Below are 17,099 nucleotides of genomic sequence, written 5' to 3' on the forward strand. Positions count from 1 at the left end.
ATGAAAATCCGGTGGCAGGTCACTTTCGCCAAGAAATCCACAATATACGGCCGGAATCTCTATTGAGCGGCCACTAACGAGGCTGGCTCTGCCCCGCGTGGTCCTGCAATGAGCAGACGGCGCAAGTTGCGCTATTGCGCTCGATTATTGCTATAGTGAATTTGATGGAAGCTTGGGGCATGACAACGCCGTGCGCACGCGATGCTCTTTAGGGCCGTAAGCTGACGCACGACGAAATCGTTGCCCGCAACCGGGCGGTAACGGCGTGATCAACCGAGCCCTGAGGATAGACGAAGGTCCCCATCGTTCCGGATCGAAGGCTGCGAACTCTCGCGGGCTCCTTACGAACAGAAACGGACGTCGTATGCCCGCACATTGGCATGTCCCCGACACGACAACGTCGCGAGAACGCAGGCGTGCTTCTGCTAGATGGGCTAGGTCATCCATCTGATCAGATCGAACGGCGGCTTGGATCCAGTGCCCCGATATGGGAGCCATAGGTCACGATGACAAGGCTTGCCGGTCCGCTCTCGGCCCGAGACAAAGTCGCTTGCTATGGCAGACATGGGTCGGCAGGCCCGATCAAGACGTACGGTGCATCGCCGCCCAGTGTCCGCAAGTGGCGCGTTGTGCCGTTTCGGAATGGATGTCCAGGGGCAAGATCGCTGATCAATATAGGGTCAAAGTCGCATAAGCGTGCAGTGTGGAGCTCAACGGCGTCTTGTGCCGGGGTCGCCCCATCACAACGTCTGACCCTTTCACGACTCTTTCTTTCGCGGTCGCCCAACAGGCGAGGTGCTGGACAATCGCAGCCTCGCCGCCATGCGCGATGCCGACAATGACTATTTTCCGGCGGAACTGATGTCGCAGATCTAATCTCGCACCCTGAGGCGAGACCCGCGCCGGCGACCCTGCTTATGAATTCGCCTCGAACAGGCTAACGGCATCGGCGACAATGTCGGCGATCGGACGCGTTGCATCGAGCGTCACTGCGTTCTCGTCGGCTGCCCGCGCTTCAACGGCAGACAGGTCTTGGCGCAACGCTCTGGGAATAGCAGCTTTGCGCCGCAAGTCGGTCGTAGAGTTGAGCTTTGCCATTGACCCAAAGCTGCCGTTCGTCGGATCATGACATCAGTGGGCGGCGTGGCCAAGACCATGCCCAGTTCTCTCAGGGTAAAACTGCGCAGAGGTTCAGCCTCATCGCTCCAAGCAGATCGCCACGCCCTGGCCGCCGCCGATGCAGAGCGAGGCCAAGCCCTTGCGGGTCTTGCGCCTCGTCATCTCGTGGAGCAGCGTCACCACGATGCGGCAGCCTGATCCGGCCAGCGGATGGCCGAGCGCGATGGCGCCGCCGCTGATGTTGATGATCTCCTCGTTCCAGCCCATCTCACGATTGACCGCGATGGCCTGCGCGGCGAAGGCCTCATTGATCTCCATGACGTCGAGCTCGGATGGCTGCCAGCCGGCCTTCGCCAGCGCAAGGCGTGAGGCCGCGACAGGCCCCAGCCCCATGTCCATCGGCTCGACCCCCGCCGAAGCATAGGACGCGATGCGTGCGAGGGGCTTTAGCCCGAGCTCGTTCATCCGCGTTTCCGACATTACCAGCACGGCGGCAGCACCATCATTGAGGCCGGAGGAGTTGCCGGCCGTGATTGTCCCCGCCGGGTCGAAAACCGGCTTCAGCCGGGCAAGTCCTTCGAGGGTGGTCGAGGGGTTTGGATGCTCGTCGCGATCAACGACGACATCGCTTTGCCCGGTCTTGATCGAGACAGGGACAATCTCGTCGTCGAACCTTGCCGATCGAATGGCAGCGTCGGCTTTCTCCTGCGAGCGCAGCGCGAAGCAGTCCTGCTCACCACGCGTGATCTGGTAGCGCTGCGCTAGGGACTCGACCGTGACGCCCATATGGACCTGATGGAAGGCGTCCCACAGCCCGTCGGTGATCATCGAATCCTTGACGCTTCGGTCGCCCATGCGCACGCCGCCGCGAACGCCCGACATGAAATGCGGCGCCGATGTCATCGAGTCCTGCCCGCCGGCGATCACACAGTCGGCGTCACCGCAGCGAATGGCCTGCGCCGCAAGATGGATAGCCTTCTGGCCGGCACCGCACACCTTGTTCACGATCATCGCCGGCACGCCGACCGGCAGGCCAGCCTTGAGCGATGCCTGCCTTGCCGGGTTCTGCCCGGCGCCGCCGGTCAGCACCTGGCCCATGATCACCTCGCTGACGGCATCAGGCGCAAGCCCGGTTTCGGCAAGCATAGCCTGAATGAGTTGCCCGCCCAGTTCCGCCGCCGAGAGACTGGCGAGCGCGCCGTTCAGCTTGCCGATCGGCGTGCGTTTGGCCGCGACGATATACACCGCATCCTTCAATTTCCGGTCCTCCATTTGCGCGGCGCACAGGCTGTGTTCGTCGCTTGACATTCTGGTTATAACCAATAATATGAAAGCAACATGCAGACAAGATGACGGCCTCGCGCCGGCCTGCATGCCGGGAGGAAATCCATGCCATCCGTGCTGTGGACGCCGGCGCCAGCCGCGTTCCAATCGTCCAATCTTGCGCGCTTTTGCCTGACCAACGGCTTCGACCCGCGCGACTACGAGACGCTGCATCGCTGGTCGGTCAGTGACCCCGGCGCGTTCTGGCGGGCGGTGTGGGATTTTGGCGGCGTGATCGGCGATCCCGGCGCGATTGCTCTCCTGCGCGACGATCAGGCGCCGATGACGCAGAGCCGGTTCTTCCCGGATGCATCGCTCAATCTCGCGGAAAACCTGCTGCGTGGCGACGATGGTCAGATCGCGGTCATCGAGGCCGACGAGGGCGGCCACTTCCGCACCTTAACCCTTGGCGAACTGCGCCGGCTCGTCGCCAGCACCGCGCAAGGCCTGCGGGCGGCGGGCGTGGTCAGGGGCGACAGCGTCGGCGGCATCCTGCCCAACCGTGTCGAAGGTCTCGTGGCGCTTTTGGCGGCGCTGTCGATCGGCGCCATCTGGTCGTCCTGCTCACCCGATTTCGGCGCCGCGGCGATCGTCGACCGCCTCGGCCAGATCGGCGTCAAGGTGCTGTTCGCAGCACCCTGCTACCGCTATGCGGGCAAGGAGCACGACATTGCGGATCGGTTGGCCGAGATCGTCGCGGCGATGCCGACTGTGACCACGCTGGTGCTGACAGGTGACGATAAACCCGCCATGCCGGCTGCTGTCGCTTTCGAGGATTTCGGCGCAGACGCTCCGTTGGCCTTCGAACGCATGCCCTTCGATCATCCGGCCTATGTGCTCTACACCTCGGGCACCACTGGTGCGCCGAAGGCAATCGTCCATCGCACGGGCGGCGTGCTGCTCCAACACCTGAAGGAGCATCTGCTGCATGGCGACGTTCGCCCCGGCGACGTGATGAGCTGGTACACCAATACGGCCTGGATGATGTACCATTGGCTGCTCTCGGGCCTCGCCTGCGGCGCGGCGGTTGTGCTCTATGACGGCGCGCCGATCCTGAAGACAGCTGATGGCCTCGACCCCAGTCCGCTCTGGAAAATGGCGCAGCGTGCACGCGTCACCCATTTCGGCACCAGCCCGAAATATCTGGCGACGCTGGCCGCCGAAGGCTACGCGCCGGGACGGCTTCACGACCTGTCTTCACTGCGCTCCCTGCTCTCGGCCGGCGCGCCGGTCTCTCCCAGCCAGTTCGACTGGGTCTATGAGCATGTGAAGCCGGAAATGATCTTTGCCTCGATCTCGGGCGGCACCGAGATCATCGGCTGTTTCCTGCTCGGTTCGCCGATCCATGCCGTTCGCCGTGGCGAATTGACCGTCAAAGGGCTGGGCCTCGCGGTGGCTGTCATGGACGAGCGCAATGCTCCGGTCATCGGCCGGCAGGGCGACCTCGTCTGCACCGAACCTTTCCCGTCCATGCCTCTGACCTTCTGCGGCAAGGACGGCGACGCGCGCTACCACGCTACTTATTTTGCGGCGCGGCGTGAAATCTGGACGCATGGCGATGTCGCCGAGATGACTGCGCATGGGTCAGGGATCATCCATGGCCGATCGGACACGACGCTGAAGCCCGGTGGCGTGCGCATCGGCACGGCCGAAATCTATGCCGCCTGCGAGAGCTTCGCCGAGATCGAGGATTGCCTGGTGTTCGGCGCGCCGGTCGAAGGCGACGAGGAGATCGTGCTTTGCGTCAAGCTGAATGACGGTTTTGAGCTGACGCCTGAGTTCGCCGCGCAGATCCGCCGCGCCATCCGCGAAGGCGCATCGCCGCGGCATGTGCCGCATCGCATTCATCTCGTGCAGGCTATTCCCTACACGCTCAACGGCAAGAGGGTCGAAGGCGCGGCGCGAACGACACTTGAGGGCAAGCCGGTGAAAAATATCGCTTCGCTTGCCAATCCCGCGTGCCTCGAGGAATACCGCGCGCTCGACAGGAGCAAGGCGGCATGAGCCGGGCCAAGGGAGTGATCGTCGGCATCGGCGAATTGAAGCCGCAGCGTCTGAGCAGCGGTGTGACGACGCTGGAAATGATCGCCGAGGTCTCGCGTCTGGCCGTATTCGATGCCGGGTTGGAGCCGGCTGCGATCGACGGGCTGCTGGTCGGGCCCCAGGTCGGCGAGACGCCGCAGCATGTCCCGGCGACCATCGCTGAGTATCTCGGGCTGGCGCCGACCGTGGCCAATGTCGTCGACCTCGGTGGCGCGTCCGGCGCCGGCATGGTCTGGCGTGCGGCGGCGGCAATCGAGGCCGGCATGTGCGAGACAATGCTGTGCGTGCTCGCCAACAACCGCGAGGAGGCAGCGCCGCGCTCGCCCAACCGCAACCCGATCCGCGAGTTCGACGTGCCGTTCGGCGCCTCGGGCGCCAACATCTCCTACGCGCTGCTGATGCGGGCGCATATGGCGGAGTATGGTTCAACCGCGCGGGATTTCGCGCTGATTGCCGCGGCGGCGCGGGCCAACGCACAGCTCAACCCCGACGCCATCTTCTTCGGCAAGCCGGCAGATGTGGAGATGGTGTTGGCCTCGCCGATGATCGTCTCGCCGCTGCATCTCTATGAAATCGTCATGCCGGTCGCCGGCGGCGAGGCTGTTATCGTCACCTCGGCCGAACGCGCGCGCTCGCTGCCCAAAAGATCCGTGCATCTGCTCGGGGCCGGCGAGAAGGTCACGCATCGCGCGGTCAGCCAGGCGCCCAGCCTCACCTCCGGTCCGCTGAAGAGCGCCATGGCGCGGGCCTTCGCGCAGTCCGGCACCCAGGCCGACGAGATGGATCTCCTGTCGCTCTACGACTGCTACACGATCATGGTCGCCACGACGATCGAGGATGCCGGCCTCTGCGCGCCCGGCCAGTTCGGCGCGTGGCTGCGCGACCACGACCTTTCTCACAACGGCGACAAGCCGTTGAACACCCATGGCGGGCAGCTCGGCTTCGGCCAGCCCGACCTTGCCGGCGGCATGACGCATGTCGTCGAAGCGGTGCGTCAATTGCGCGGCGAGGCGGGCGAACGCCAGATCGGCAGGGCCGACCTCGCGCTGGTCACCGGCAATGGCGCGACGATGAGCGAGGCGACCGCGCTCGTGCTGGGAGCCGCCTGATGTCCGTCGATCTCAACGCCTTGAAGACCCCGGCTCCGACGATCACTGCGTTGACCCAGCCATTCTGGGATGCGGCGGCGCAAGGACGGCTGAAGATCCAGCACTGCGAGGACTGCGACAAGGCCGTGTTCTACCCGCGGTCGATCTGCCCGCATTGCTGGAGCACGCGCCTTGCGTGGCGGGATGCATCCGGGAGGGGCAGGCTGAAATCCTTCTCACAAGTGCACAAGCCGGGCCATCCCGGCTGGCTGCCGGCGGCACCTTACGTGGTCGGCCTGGTCGAACTGGCCGAAGGCCCGACCATGCTGAGCTTCATCCTGCCTGGTGCTCGGCCACCGCACGTAGGAGACGCGCTGATGCTCGCACCGACGGCGATCGGCGGTCGCGTCCTGCCAGCCTTCAAATCAGTCGAAACCGCAACAGAGGAGAAGCCGCAATGAGCACAGAGACAAAAGACGGCTGGGCAGGCGTGGTGAAGGGCCGCCCGCAAGTCGGCGCCTTCGCCGAGCGCACGCGCCGCACGCGCGCCAGCGACATCGAAGCCTTCACCGACATCACCGGCGACCGCAATCCGCTGCACTATGACCGCGCGCTGGCCGAGAGATCGGTGTTCGGCAAGCTGATCGTCCAGGGCGGCGTCACGTCAGGAATCCTCAATGCGCTGGTCGCCGAGGACCTGCCGGGACCTGGAACCGTGTTCCTCGAAGTCGCCTGGAAGTTCGTCAAGGCGGTCGGCGTTGACGAGGAGATCACCGGACGCGTCGAGGTCAAGGAGGTGCGCCCCGACAAACCGATCTGCAAGATCGAGACATCAGTGCGCAACGGCCAGGGCGAGCTTTGTCTCACTGGCACGGCCACGGTGTTCACCGTTCCGCTGCAAGGCGCATGATCGCGATGGACGACAGCCGTCCTGGCGTGGCGGCCGACAGCGAACGCTGGCGTGTGCTGTCGCTGCTTTGTCTGGCTGTCGTTCTGTCGCTGACCACCTGGTTTTCGGCAACCGCCATCCTGCCCGAGTTGAAGCAGGAGCTGTCGCTCACCGCCGGGGCCGAGGCCTGGCTGACCAACGGCGTCCAGGTCGGTTTCGTGATCGGCGCGCTGGCGGCGAGCCTGGTCAACCTTCCCGACCTGGTGCGGCTCAGCCGTCTGATGGCCGCCGCCGCACTGGTTGCCGCGCTCGCCAATGCAAGCCTGCTGTTTCATCCCGGCCCAGGCGGCGCCATTGTCGCGCGCATCGTCACCGGCGCCGCGCTTGCCGGCGTCTATCCGCCCGCGCTGAAGCTGGTCGCAACCTGGTTCACGCGCGACAGAGGGCTGGCTCTCGGCGCGATCATCGGCGCGCTGACGATTGGCTCGGCACTGCCGCATCTCTTCCGCGCCGCCTTGAGCGCGCTCGACTGGCGGCCGGTGGTTGCCGCCGCCAGCCTGGCGACGGTGATCGGCGCGCTGCTGTTCCTGCTGTTTGCCAGGGAAGGGCCCTATCCATTCGGCAAGGCGGTGTTCGAGCCGTCACGCATCGGCCAGGTGTTTCGCGAAAAGCCGCTGCTGCTCGCCAATCTCGGCTATCTCGGCCACATGTGGGAACTCTATGCCATGTGGGCGTGGCTGCTTGCCTATACGCGTGCCGCTTTCGAGGCGCAGGCCGTCGGAACGGCGGCAGCTGCGTCGCTGTCGACCTTCTTCGTCGTTGCGTCCGGCATCCTCGGCTGCCTTCTCGGAGGCTATCTGTCGGACCGCATCGGCCGAACAGCGACCACAGCCGGCATGATGATCGTCTCGGGAAGCTGCGCACTTCTCATGGGCTTCCTGTTCACCGGGCCGCTCTGGCTGTTCATGCTGGTTGCCATCGTCTGGGGCATTTCGGTGATCGGCGATTCCGCGCAGTTTTCAGCTGCCGTCACCGAGCTCGCCGACCGTCGCTTCGTCGGCACGGCGCTGTCGGTGCAGCTCGGCGCCGGCTTCGCGCTGACGGTGCTGGCCATCTGGCTGACCCCGCGCTTTGCCGACCTCATCGGCGGCTGGCGCTGGGCCTTCCTGCTGCTCGTTCCCGGCCCGTTTCTCGGGGCTATGGCCATGCTGTGGTTGCGAAACTTGCCGGAGAGCGTGAATATGGCCGGCGGCCTCCGCTAGGGAAGGACGCTGCCGCTTTGAGTCGCGGCAATGATTTGCGGCGGGCTGAATGGAACAAACGACCAGAAAGCGCGGGCGTCCTCGCTACGACCAGGAAGATGCCGGAGCCGCCGAGGCGTTCCGCTCGATCGGCTCCAAGGTCGAGCTCAATCGCGACGAAGCAGCGCCGCTCTGGGTCCAATTGCGCAACCAGGTTGAGGAAGCCATCAACACCGGCCTGCTGGCCGCCAATTCGCGCATACCGTCGGAGCAGGCGCTGTGCGACTTCTTCGGCGTCTCGCGCCCGGTCGTGCGCGCCGCGATCGGTTCGCTGTCCAGCGAAGGGCGCATCATCAAGATGCCGCGCAAGGGTATGTTCGTCGCCGCGCCGCGCGAGCATGTCGACTTCATGACCGCCAATCTCGGTGTGTTCGACGACCTGACGGCGAAGGGCCACAAGGTCTCGACACGCACGCTGGAAATCTACCGCTGCCCGCCGAGCGAGAAGGAGTCCAAGGTCTTCGGCATTCCCGCCAATGGCAGCGTGGTTCGCATCAGCCGCGTCTACATGACCGACGGCTCGCCGATCACCATGACACGCATCAGCCTGCCGGGGCACCGGGTCCCCGGTCTCGAAAACATCCTGTCGGAAAACCAGTCGATCTTCGGCACCATCCGCGCAGTGTTCGGCCTGACGGTGGAGCGCGCGGACCGTTGGTTGCGGGCGGCATTGCCCACCAAGGAAGAGGCGGAGCAGATGGGCGTTGCCGCCAACACGCCGCTGATCGAAATCGAGTCGATCGCCTATGATTCGGACGGTGCGGCGCTCGAATATTACGAGGCCTTCTACAACTCCTCCGTCGCCCGCATCCATATGGCGGTCGAGCAGCCGTCGGCGACGGTAAACGGTGTCGATCGCACCTGAGTTTATCAGTCAAAAAAGATCCCGTTTTCTGGTTATAACCAGATTGACGGACCCGGGAAGCTTCTGTAACGTCCTTGCAATGGGTCGGGAGGAGCCTGACCCCTAAGGCATTATCATGATCGATCGGCTTGCGACGCCGCCTTGGCGGCGAGAGGAAGATTTCGCCCGCGCTCAAGCTTGGCCCTGATGGAGGATTTGCATGGACTACCGGTCGCAATTCGACCTGACGGGCGAGGTTGCCGTCGTCACTGGCGGCGCCAGCGGCATCGGTCTGGAGGCCGCCAAGGCGCTCGGCACCTGCGGCGCGCGCATCGTCCTGCTCGACGTGAATGCGAGCGGCCTGGATGCAGCCGCCGAGGCGCTCACGGCCGCCGGTGTCGCAAGCGTCGATGGCCGTGCGCTCGACGTCACCGATCCGCGTGCCGTCGAGGCAATGGCCGCCAAGATCGTCAGCGACCTCGGCCAGGTCGACATATTGGTCAACAGCGCCGGCATCGCCCGCCTCAACACCGCGCTCGACACATCAGACGAGGAATGGCGCCAGGTGATGGATGTCAACGTCAACGGCGTCTACTGGGCCTCGCGCGCCTTCGGCCGCTCCATGGTCGCCCGCAAGAAGGGCTCGATCGTCAATCTCGGCTCGATGTCGGGCCTGATCATCAACCGTCCGCAGACCGCGCCCTCCTACATGGTGAGCAAAGGCGCCGTGCACATGATGACCAAGGCGCTCGCCGTCGAGTGGGCGAAATCGGGCGTTCGCGTCAATGCTTTGGCGCCGGGCTATGTCGGCACCGAGATGACGCTGAAAATGCGCGAGCGGCCAGAACTCTTTAACACCTGGATCGACATGACGCCTATGGGCCGGCTCGGCGAGCCGCGGGAGATCGCTTCGGCGATCCTGTTTCTCGCCTCGCCGGCGTCGAGCTACGTCACCGGCGCGATCCTGTCGATCGATGGCGGCTACACGGCCTGGTGAGGGCCGAGCAAGGATTGGAATTATCGCATGACCGTTTCGGACCTAGAGGCACGCCAGGCAATCATCGACGCCTGCCTCGAGATGAACGCGCTGGGCATCAACCAGGGCACGTCGGGCAATGTCAGCCGGCGCCATGGCGAGGGCATGCTGATCTCGCCGACCAGCACGCCTTACGAGACGCTGGTGCCCGAGGACATCGTTTTCATGGCATGGGACGGCGAGGTTGATGGGCGCCTGCCGCCGTCGAGCGAATGGCGTTTCCATCTCGACATCATGAAGGCGCGGCCCGAGGTCAACGCGGTTGTCCACGCGCATCCGACCTACTGCACGACCATCGCCATCATGGGCAGGAAGATACCGGCGATCCACTACATGGTCGCGGTCGCCGGCGGCAGCGATATTCGCTGCGCCCCTTACGCCACCTTCGGCACGGCAGAGCTCTCGGCGTATGCGGTGGAGGCGCTGCGCGACCGCAAGGCCTGCCTGCTCGCACAGCACGGCATGATCGCGGTCGGCTCCAACCTCAGCCAGGCGATGTGGCTGGCGGTCGAGGTGGAAACGCTGGCGCGCCAGTATCACGGCTGCCTGCAGCTCGGCGAACCGCCGATCCTGTCCGAGGAGGAGATCGAAAACGTCATCAAGCGCATGGCCAGCTACGGCCTTCGCGACAAGGAGGAGGCCGCCTGAGCGACGGCCGGGAGAAATCCTTCAGGATGGCCCTGAAGCGATCAACAAGGGAGGAAATCGACAATGACCAGAACAATGAAGGGGATGGTGAAGGCGCTCGCTTTGGGGTTGGCGGCAGCTTGCGGCGTCGCCGTCGTTTCAGGCGCTACCGCCGAGGAGCTGTCGCTCAAGGGCAAGCGCATCGGCGTATCCGCCATCGGCACCGACCATTATTGGGACCTGATGGCGTTTCGCGGCATCCAGGACCGTGTGAAGGAGCTGGGCGGCGAAGTCATCGCGCTCGACGCCGGCCGCAAGGACCAGCAGCAGATCGCGCAGCTGCAAACGCTGATCGCCCAGAAGCCCGATGCCATCATCGAGCAGCTCGGCAACCTCGAAGTGCTGAACCCGTGGCTGCAGAAGATCCGCGATGCCGGCATCCCGCTGTTCACCGTTGACACAGCCACGCCGCACGCCATCAACAACACCACCTCGAATAACTACAATATCGGCGCCGAGATCGCCCTGCAGATGGTCGCCGACATGGGCGGCAAGGGCAATGTGCTGGTCTTCAATGGCTTCTACAGCGTGCCGGTCTGCAAGATCCGCTACGACCAGTTGAAATATGTGCTGACCTCGTTCCCGGATGTGAAGATCGTCGAGCCGGAGCTGCGCGACGTCATTCCGAACACGGTCCAGAGCGCCTATTCCAACGTGACCGACATGCTGACCAAGTCACCCGAGAAGGGCTCGATCGGCGCGGTATGGGCCTGCTGGGACGTGCCGCAGATCGGCGCCACGCAAGCTGTCGAGGCCGCCGGCCGCAATGAGGTCAAGACCTATGGCATCGACGGCAGCCCCGAAGTCATCAAGATGGTGATGGATCCGAAATCGTCGGCCGGCGCCGTGGCAGCGCAGCAGCCCTATGAGATCGGCAAGACATCGGTTGACAATACCGCCAGATATCTTGCCGGCCAGAAGGTGGCGCCCTTCACTTTCGTGCCTGCGGTGCTGATCAACAAGGTAAATGCCGCCGAAAAGGGAAAACCGTTCCTCGACGCGGCTGAAAAGGGTGGCGTTAAATAGGCTGAGCGTATTGGCGGGCAGCCAGACCTTTACGGCTGCCCGCCACCATCAACCAGGATTGACGGCCATGCAGGCAGCAAAGCGTGAAATTGCTGTATCAATGAGCGATATATCGAAGCGGTTCGGTCCGGTGCGTGCACTGGAGAACGCGAGCCTTGAGATTGAGCGCGGCTCGATCCTCGGCCTCGTCGGCCAGAACGGCGCGGGCAAGTCGACGATCATCAAGGTGCTGGCCGGCATCATCCGGCCGGACAGCGGCACCATCGTCATCAATGGCGAGACCGTTCCCTCGCTTTCGCCGGCATCGGTCGAGAAGCTCGGCGTGCATTTCATCCACCAGGACAGGCTGCTCGTGCCGACCGCAACCGTCGGCGAGGCGGTGTTCCTCGGCCACGAAATCGGGTTCAGGCCGTTCGTCAACCGCCGCGCCATGGAGCGCAAGGCAGCCGATTTGTTGCAGCGGTTCTTCGGCATGGAATTGCCGGCGGGAACTTTGGTCAAGGACCTGACCACGGCACAGCAGAAGGTGGTGCAGATCACACGGGCGCTGGCGCAGAAAGCGTCCGTGCTGGTACTCGACGAGCCAACGGCGGCGCTAGTCAAGCGCGAGGCGGACAGCCTGTTCGACGTGCTGCGCCGGCTGCGCGACGACGGCATCGCCGTGGTCTTCATTTCCCACTACATGCAGGAGATCGAGAAGCTCTGCGACCGCGTCACGGTGATGCGCAACGGCACCGATGTCGGCACGGTCGACCCGCGCGAGACATCGATCGATGAGATCATCTCGATGATGATCGCCCGCGATGTTGGCGAGATGTTTCCCAAGCGTTCGGTTACACCAGGCGCGCCGGTGCTCGAAGTCACCAATCTGCGCCTCGGTGGCGGTTTCGAAAACATTGGCTTCAACGTTCGCGCCGGCGAGATCGTCGGCCTCACCGGCCTGCTCGGATCCGGCGCCAAGGAAATCGTGCAGTGCCTGTTCGGCCTCAAGACCGCCGATGGCGGTTCCATCAAGGTCGAGGGCAAGCAGCTCGCGCTGTCGACGCCGGTCAAGGCGGTGCGCGACGGCATCGCCATGCTGCCCGAGGATCGCCGCGCGCATGGCGTGGCGCTCGGCCTGTCGGTACGCGAGAATATTTCACTCGCCAGCCTGCGCCGCTATTCGAAGAGCGGTCTGGTCAGTCGCGGCAGCGAGAACCAGGCGGTCGACGGCCTGATCAAGGAGCTGTCGATCAAGACGCCGCATCGCGACGCCTTGGTGCGCGAGCTCTCCGGCGGCAACCAGCAAAAGGTGGCGATCGCCAAATGGCTGAGCTGCCAGTCGCGTGTCTATGTTCTGGACGAGCCGACGGTAGCCGTCGACGTCGGCGCCAAGGTCGAGATCTACAATCTGTTGAACCGGCTGGCGGGCGAGGGCGCGGCGATCCTGCTTCTGTCGTCCGACCTGCTCGAACTGGTCGGCGTCTGCGACCGGGTGCTGGTCGTCTATCGCGGCCGGCTTGCCGGCACCTTCTCCGGCCCGTCGATCAACAGCGACGCACTGCTCGCGGCCTCTTCAGGCGCCCGCTCGAACGCTGACGGGGTGGCGGCATGAGCGCGACAATTCTCCACGCCGAAGCCGGCGCGTCCGACGAAGCCCGTGCCACCGGCAAAAGTGCTGGCCGGCGCTTCGCCACCCTCGTCGTGCGGCTCGGTGCGATTGCCGCCTTTGCCGCGATCATGGCCTATTTCGTCGTCTTCGCGCCGGGCTTCACCTCGACCTTCAACCTCATCAACGTCGTCGAGCAGTCGGCGATCCTGGGCGTGCTCGCCTATGGCATGACTTCCGTCATCATCGGCGGCGGCTCCGATGTCACCGAGGGCGGTATCGACCTGTCGATCGCCGCCAATATGGGCCTGTGCGCCGCCGTCTACGCAACGCTGCTGTCGATGGGGTATGGCGACTTCCTGTCGGTGCTCGCGGCCATCACCGTCGGCATGGCGGTTGGCGCACTGAACGCCCTTGCCGTGGTCGGTCTCGGCATCCTGCCGCTGCTGGCGACGCTTGCCGTGCTCAACGTCGCGGCCGGCATGGAACTCACGCTCACCCAGAACACGGTTGTCGGCGCATCCTCCCCGCTGCTCGCCTTCCTGGTCTCTGGGAGCTTCCTCGGCATCTCCGCGCTCGCCTGGGCGCTGATCGTCTTCTCCGCGACCATCATCGCCATTATCCATGGCACGGCGTTCGGGTTGCGGCTCTACGCGGTCGGCGGCCACCCGGAAGCTGCACGCGCGGCCGGCCTCAGCGTTCCGTTCTATGTTTCCTTCACCTATGTGCTGAGCGGCTTCTGCGCGGCGGTGGCGAGCATCCTCACCGTGTCGCGGCTCTCGGCCAGCACGCCCGGTTCCGGCGAACTGCTTCTGTCGGTGCTGGCGGCGGCCTTGCTCGGCACGGTCTTTTCCCGCCGCTTCGTGCCGACCATGGGCGGCACTCTGCTCAGCGTGCTGTTTATCGGCCTGCTCGCCAACGGCTTCCAGCTGCTCAACGTTTCCAGCTACTGGGTCAACGGCGTGCAGGGCGCGCTGATCCTGCTGGTGGTGGCCATCACATCCTTTGCCCGCGGCTCGGAGAGTTCACGATGAGCGTCTCTGCCAACCCCAACACCGCCAAGGTGAGCCTGCGCGCATTCCTCGCCAAATACAGCGTGCTCATCGCTTTTGCCGCGATCGTCATTTTCTTCGCCGTGGCGAGCCCGACCTTCCTGACGCCGGCGAACCTGTTCAACGTGCTGGTCAACAACGTCGTCATGCTGGCGATCGTGGCGCTTGGCCTCACCATCGTCATCTCGTCCGGCGGCATCGATCTTTCGGTCGGCGTGTCCGTCGACATGGCCAGCATGGTCTTCGTCATGCTGCTCGCCGCCGGCTACAGCGGCGTGGTCGGCGTCGGTGGCGGGCTCGGTGCAGCGCTCATCGTCGGCATCCTCAACGCGATCCTCATCACCAGGCTCAACATCAGCCCGTTCCTGGCGACGCTTGGCGTGCTGTTCATCGGCCAAAGCACGCAGCAGCTTGCCACCAGCGGCGGCCAGCCGATCTACCTCACCAGCGGCTATGCCAGCGACCAGTTCAAAGCCATTGCCCGCACCGCCTTGTTCGGCGTGCCGACACCGGTGATCGTGCTGGTCATCTTGGCCATCGCGGTCCACGTCCTGCTGCACCGCTCCGTCTTCGGCCGCTACGTGCAGGCGATGGGCGCACAGCCGGGCGTCGCCTGGTATTCCGGCATCCGCGTGCCGCGCGAACTGTCGATGGTGCATGTGCTGTGCGCGCTGCTCGCCGGCGTCACCGGCATCCTGCTGTCGGCGACGGTGAAGTCCTACGTGCCGCTGTCCGGCAACGCCTTCCTGCTCGACGCGATCGGCGCCACCTTCATTGGCACGACGCTCAGCCGCGAACGCAAGCCCTCGGTGATCGGCACGCTGCTCGGTGTCCTCTTGCTCGCCATCGTCAAGAACGGGCTGCTGCTCGTCGGCTGGAATTTCTACTGGCAGCAAGTCGGCATCGGCGTGCTGGTCTTCCTGGTGCTGGCCGTGAGCTTCGGCCTGCGCCGCGCCACCCATTGAGTTCGAAAGGTCAGCCAACCATGCCACGATTCGACGTCAGTTCGATCGGCTTCTACGTCCTCGACATCCTGGGACGGCCGGTGTCGCGCATCCCGGAAGGCGGCCGCGCCGACTATATCGAGGAGATCCGCATGACGGTTGCCGGAACGGCCGGTGCGACCGGCATGGACTGCGCCATCCTCGGGCTGAAGACCAGGGCCGTCACCACGCTCGGGACCGACGATATGGGCGACTGGTTCCTCGCCAAGCTCAGGAAGTGTGGGCTGGAGTGCGGCCTCGTGCGCCGCGACGGCAGCGTCCAGACCTCCTCCACCATCCTGCCAGTGCGGGCCAATGGCGAGCGGCCGGCATTGCATGTGCCGGGAACAGCCACTTTGTTCGAAGTCGCTGATGCCGATCTCGACGCTGCCTTGGATGCGACAGTCGTTCATGTCGGCGGCACCGGCCTGTTGAAGCGTTTTGATGGTGAGCCGACGGTCAAGCTGTTGAAGCGCGCCAAGGAGCTTGGCCGCACCACCACCTTCGACCTTATCCAGGCGACACCCGAAACGTGGCGGCTGGTCGAGCCGTGCCTGCCCTATATCGACTATTTCGTGCCGAGCATCGACGAGGCCGGCGAGATGGCGCATGACCGCGATCCGGCGCGCGTCGCCGCCTTCTTCAAGGCGAGGGGCGTGAAGAACTGCATCCTTACGCTTGGCGCCGACGGCGTCCATGTCTCGCCGCAGCATGGCGAGGATTTCCATCTGCCGGCCTTCGACGTCGAAGTCTTCGACACCACCGGCTGCGGCGATTCCTTCACCGCCGGCATCATCGTCGGCATCGTCAAGGGCTGGGATCTCAAGCAGTCGGCGCGCTTCGCGACAGCCGTCGCCGCCAAGGTGGCGATGGGCCTTGGCTCCGACGGCAAACTCGTTTCATTCGACGACACGATCGCGGCGATGAATTCGCTGCCGGTCAAGACTTCAAAGGTGCAAGCGGCATGACCACTCTTCCCGAAGCGAAGGGCAAGACGGCACTCGGGCAGGTCGCTCGCCAAGGGGCTTGCCGAGGCCGGCTTCGATGTCGCAGTCACCGATCTCCGATCGCAGGCCGCCGAGCTCGACGTGACCAGAGGCGAGATCGAGCTGGCGGGCCGCAAGGCCTATGTTTACACGATGGATGTCAGCAAGAAGCACGACATCGAGGCAACGGTCGACGCGCTGCTCGAGGCGGCCGGCAGCATCGACGTTCTGGTCAACAATGCCGGCATCCTGAAGCCGAGCCTGCTCCAGGACCTCGACGAGGCCAGCTGGGACGCGCATTTCAATGTCAATGCCAAGGGTGTGCTGATGATGTGCCAGGCCGTGCTGCCGCATATGCGCGCCAAGCGATCGGGCCGGGTCATCAACATCGCTTCCATCGCCGGGCGGCAAGGCGTGCCGACGCAAGGCCATTACGCGGCAACGAAAGCGACAGTGATCACGCTGACGCGGGTTCTGGCGCAGGAAGTCGGCATGGACGGCGTCACCGTCAACGCCATCTGCCCCGGCATCATCCTGACCGAAATGGGCAAGAACAATCTCGGCAGCGAGGCGGCCATCCACCATTGGGAAGATGTCGGCGCTAAAGCGTCTCGGCGCGCCGGAGGACGTCGTCGGGCCGGTGCTGTTCTTCGCTTCGGACCTGTCGGCTTTCGTCACCGGACAGTCGCTCAACGTCGACGGCGGGATCTACTACCACTGACCTTCGTAGGGGTCTTTCGATGGTTTGAGCTTTGGAGCCGCCCTTGTGAGCCTACGGCTCGACCATTGGCTCGATGATGGTCTTCGCCTTGGCCTCTGGGACCAGTTCGACACAAGGTATCTTGGGACGACGTCCCAAAGGGACACGAAACCTGAGTCCGCTTCACTACTCTTTCCTTCGCGACCGCCCAACGACAGGTCGCGCCCGGTCAGCGGACTATCAGCTTTCGGCACATAGGATCACATACCACTTGATGCAGCCGCCGATTGACCCGCGCCAGACCACCAACACAAAAAGTCCGCGCGCACCGCCAGTTCCGAGGGGGTAGGCGCACTGAAGCGACTGGCGACTGGTCGCAAGTAGACGGCGCCGCCTGCTGATTCAGGGCGGAACTAACGAACGCTTGTTCGATG

General features: G+C 64.4%; 15 protein-coding genes and 1 pseudogene. 14 read left to right on the top strand and 2 right to left on the bottom strand.

The genetic code is table 11. From position 1 onward, the window contains the following. Positions 1-915 precede the first annotated feature (915 nt). Together NMG80_RS12725 and NMG80_RS12730 are read right to left on the bottom strand one after the other, a co-directional pair. Positions 916-1,098, bottom strand: a complete 183-nt coding sequence (locus tag NMG80_RS12725) for a hypothetical protein (protein ID WP_254018419.1) — start codon at positions 1,096-1,098, stop codon at positions 916-918. Between the two features lie 99 nt (positions 1,099-1,197). Continuing rightward, positions 1,198-2,376 (bottom strand): acetyl-CoA C-acetyltransferase, encoded by a 1,179-nt coding sequence (locus NMG80_RS12730; RefSeq protein ID WP_254018420.1) that lies wholly within the window; start codon positions 2,374-2,376, stop codon positions 1,198-1,200. A gap of 132 nt (positions 2,377-2,508) precedes the next feature. Between NMG80_RS12730 and NMG80_RS12735 the strand changes: the two genes are divergently transcribed. The 14 genes and pseudogenes from NMG80_RS12735 to NMG80_RS12800 form a co-directional block, all read left to right on the top strand. Continuing rightward, positions 2,509-4,446, top strand: coding sequence for an acetoacetate--CoA ligase (locus tag NMG80_RS12735; protein ID WP_254018421.1), 1,938 nt, complete (start codon positions 2,509-2,511; stop codon positions 4,444-4,446). Further along, positions 4,443-5,594: a thiolase family protein gene (locus NMG80_RS12740; protein ID WP_254018422.1), complete on the top strand. Its 1,152-nt coding sequence runs from the start codon at positions 4,443-4,445 to the stop codon at positions 5,592-5,594. Before NMG80_RS12735 ends, NMG80_RS12740 begins: the two co-directional genes overlap by 4 nt. Beyond that, positions 5,594-6,034, top strand: coding sequence for a Zn-ribbon domain-containing OB-fold protein (locus NMG80_RS12745; RefSeq protein ID WP_254018423.1), 441 nt, complete (start codon positions 5,594-5,596; stop codon positions 6,032-6,034). The genes NMG80_RS12740 and NMG80_RS12745 overlap by 1 nt, the downstream gene beginning before the upstream one ends. After that, positions 6,031-6,483: a MaoC family dehydratase gene (locus NMG80_RS12750; RefSeq protein ID WP_064983614.1), complete on the top strand. Its 453-nt coding sequence runs from the start codon at positions 6,031-6,033 to the stop codon at positions 6,481-6,483. Before NMG80_RS12745 ends, NMG80_RS12750 begins: the two co-directional genes overlap by 4 nt. A gap of 5 nt (positions 6,484-6,488) precedes the next feature. Then, positions 6,489-7,724 (top strand): MFS transporter, encoded by a 1,236-nt coding sequence (locus tag NMG80_RS12755; RefSeq protein ID WP_436798604.1) that lies wholly within the window; start codon positions 6,489-6,491, stop codon positions 7,722-7,724. A gap of 49 nt (positions 7,725-7,773) precedes the next feature. Beyond that, on the top strand, positions 7,774-8,628 hold the full coding sequence (locus NMG80_RS12760) for a GntR family transcriptional regulator (RefSeq protein WP_254018425.1): 855 nt from the start codon (positions 7,774-7,776) through the stop codon (positions 8,626-8,628). Between the two features lie 199 nt (positions 8,629-8,827). After that, entirely contained in the window at positions 8,828-9,604 is a 777-nt protein-coding gene (locus NMG80_RS12765; RefSeq protein ID WP_254018426.1) for an SDR family NAD(P)-dependent oxidoreductase, read from the top strand. Between the two features lie 27 nt (positions 9,605-9,631). Beyond that, positions 9,632-10,291 carry an L-fuculose-phosphate aldolase gene (locus tag NMG80_RS12770; protein WP_254018427.1) on the top strand — a complete coding sequence of 220 codons (660 nt, stop codon included), beginning with the start codon at positions 9,632-9,634 and terminating at the stop codon, positions 10,289-10,291. A gap of 63 nt (positions 10,292-10,354) precedes the next feature. After that, positions 10,355-11,356, top strand: a complete 1,002-nt coding sequence (locus NMG80_RS12775; protein ID WP_254018428.1) for a sugar ABC transporter substrate-binding protein — start codon at positions 10,355-10,357, stop codon at positions 11,354-11,356. A 100-nt stretch (positions 11,357-11,456) separates the two neighbouring features. Then, a complete protein-coding gene (locus tag NMG80_RS12780; RefSeq protein WP_254018429.1) occupies positions 11,457-12,950 on the top strand; it encodes a sugar ABC transporter ATP-binding protein in 1,494 nt (497 codons plus the stop codon). After that, positions 12,947-13,978, top strand: a complete 1,032-nt coding sequence (locus tag NMG80_RS12785; protein ID WP_254018430.1) for an ABC transporter permease — start codon at positions 12,947-12,949, stop codon at positions 13,976-13,978. Before NMG80_RS12780 ends, NMG80_RS12785 begins: the two co-directional genes overlap by 4 nt. Further along, positions 13,975-14,961: an ABC transporter permease gene (locus NMG80_RS12790; RefSeq protein ID WP_254018431.1), complete on the top strand. Its 987-nt coding sequence runs from the start codon at positions 13,975-13,977 to the stop codon at positions 14,959-14,961. The genes NMG80_RS12785 and NMG80_RS12790 overlap by 4 nt, the downstream gene beginning before the upstream one ends. A gap of 20 nt (positions 14,962-14,981) precedes the next feature. Then, entirely contained in the window at positions 14,982-15,947 is a 966-nt protein-coding gene (locus NMG80_RS12795; RefSeq protein WP_254018432.1) for a carbohydrate kinase family protein, read from the top strand. 96 nt (positions 15,948-16,043) lie between these two features. Continuing rightward, positions 16,044-16,763 (top strand): annotated as a pseudogene (locus NMG80_RS12800) (SDR family NAD(P)-dependent oxidoreductase); the annotation flags it as partial. Between the last annotated feature and the right edge of the window lie 336 nt (positions 16,764-17,099).

This window comes from Mesorhizobium escarrei (assembly GCF_935825525.1).
In the GTDB taxonomy this organism is placed as follows: Bacteria; Pseudomonadota; Alphaproteobacteria; order Rhizobiales; family Rhizobiaceae; genus Mesorhizobium; species Mesorhizobium escarrei.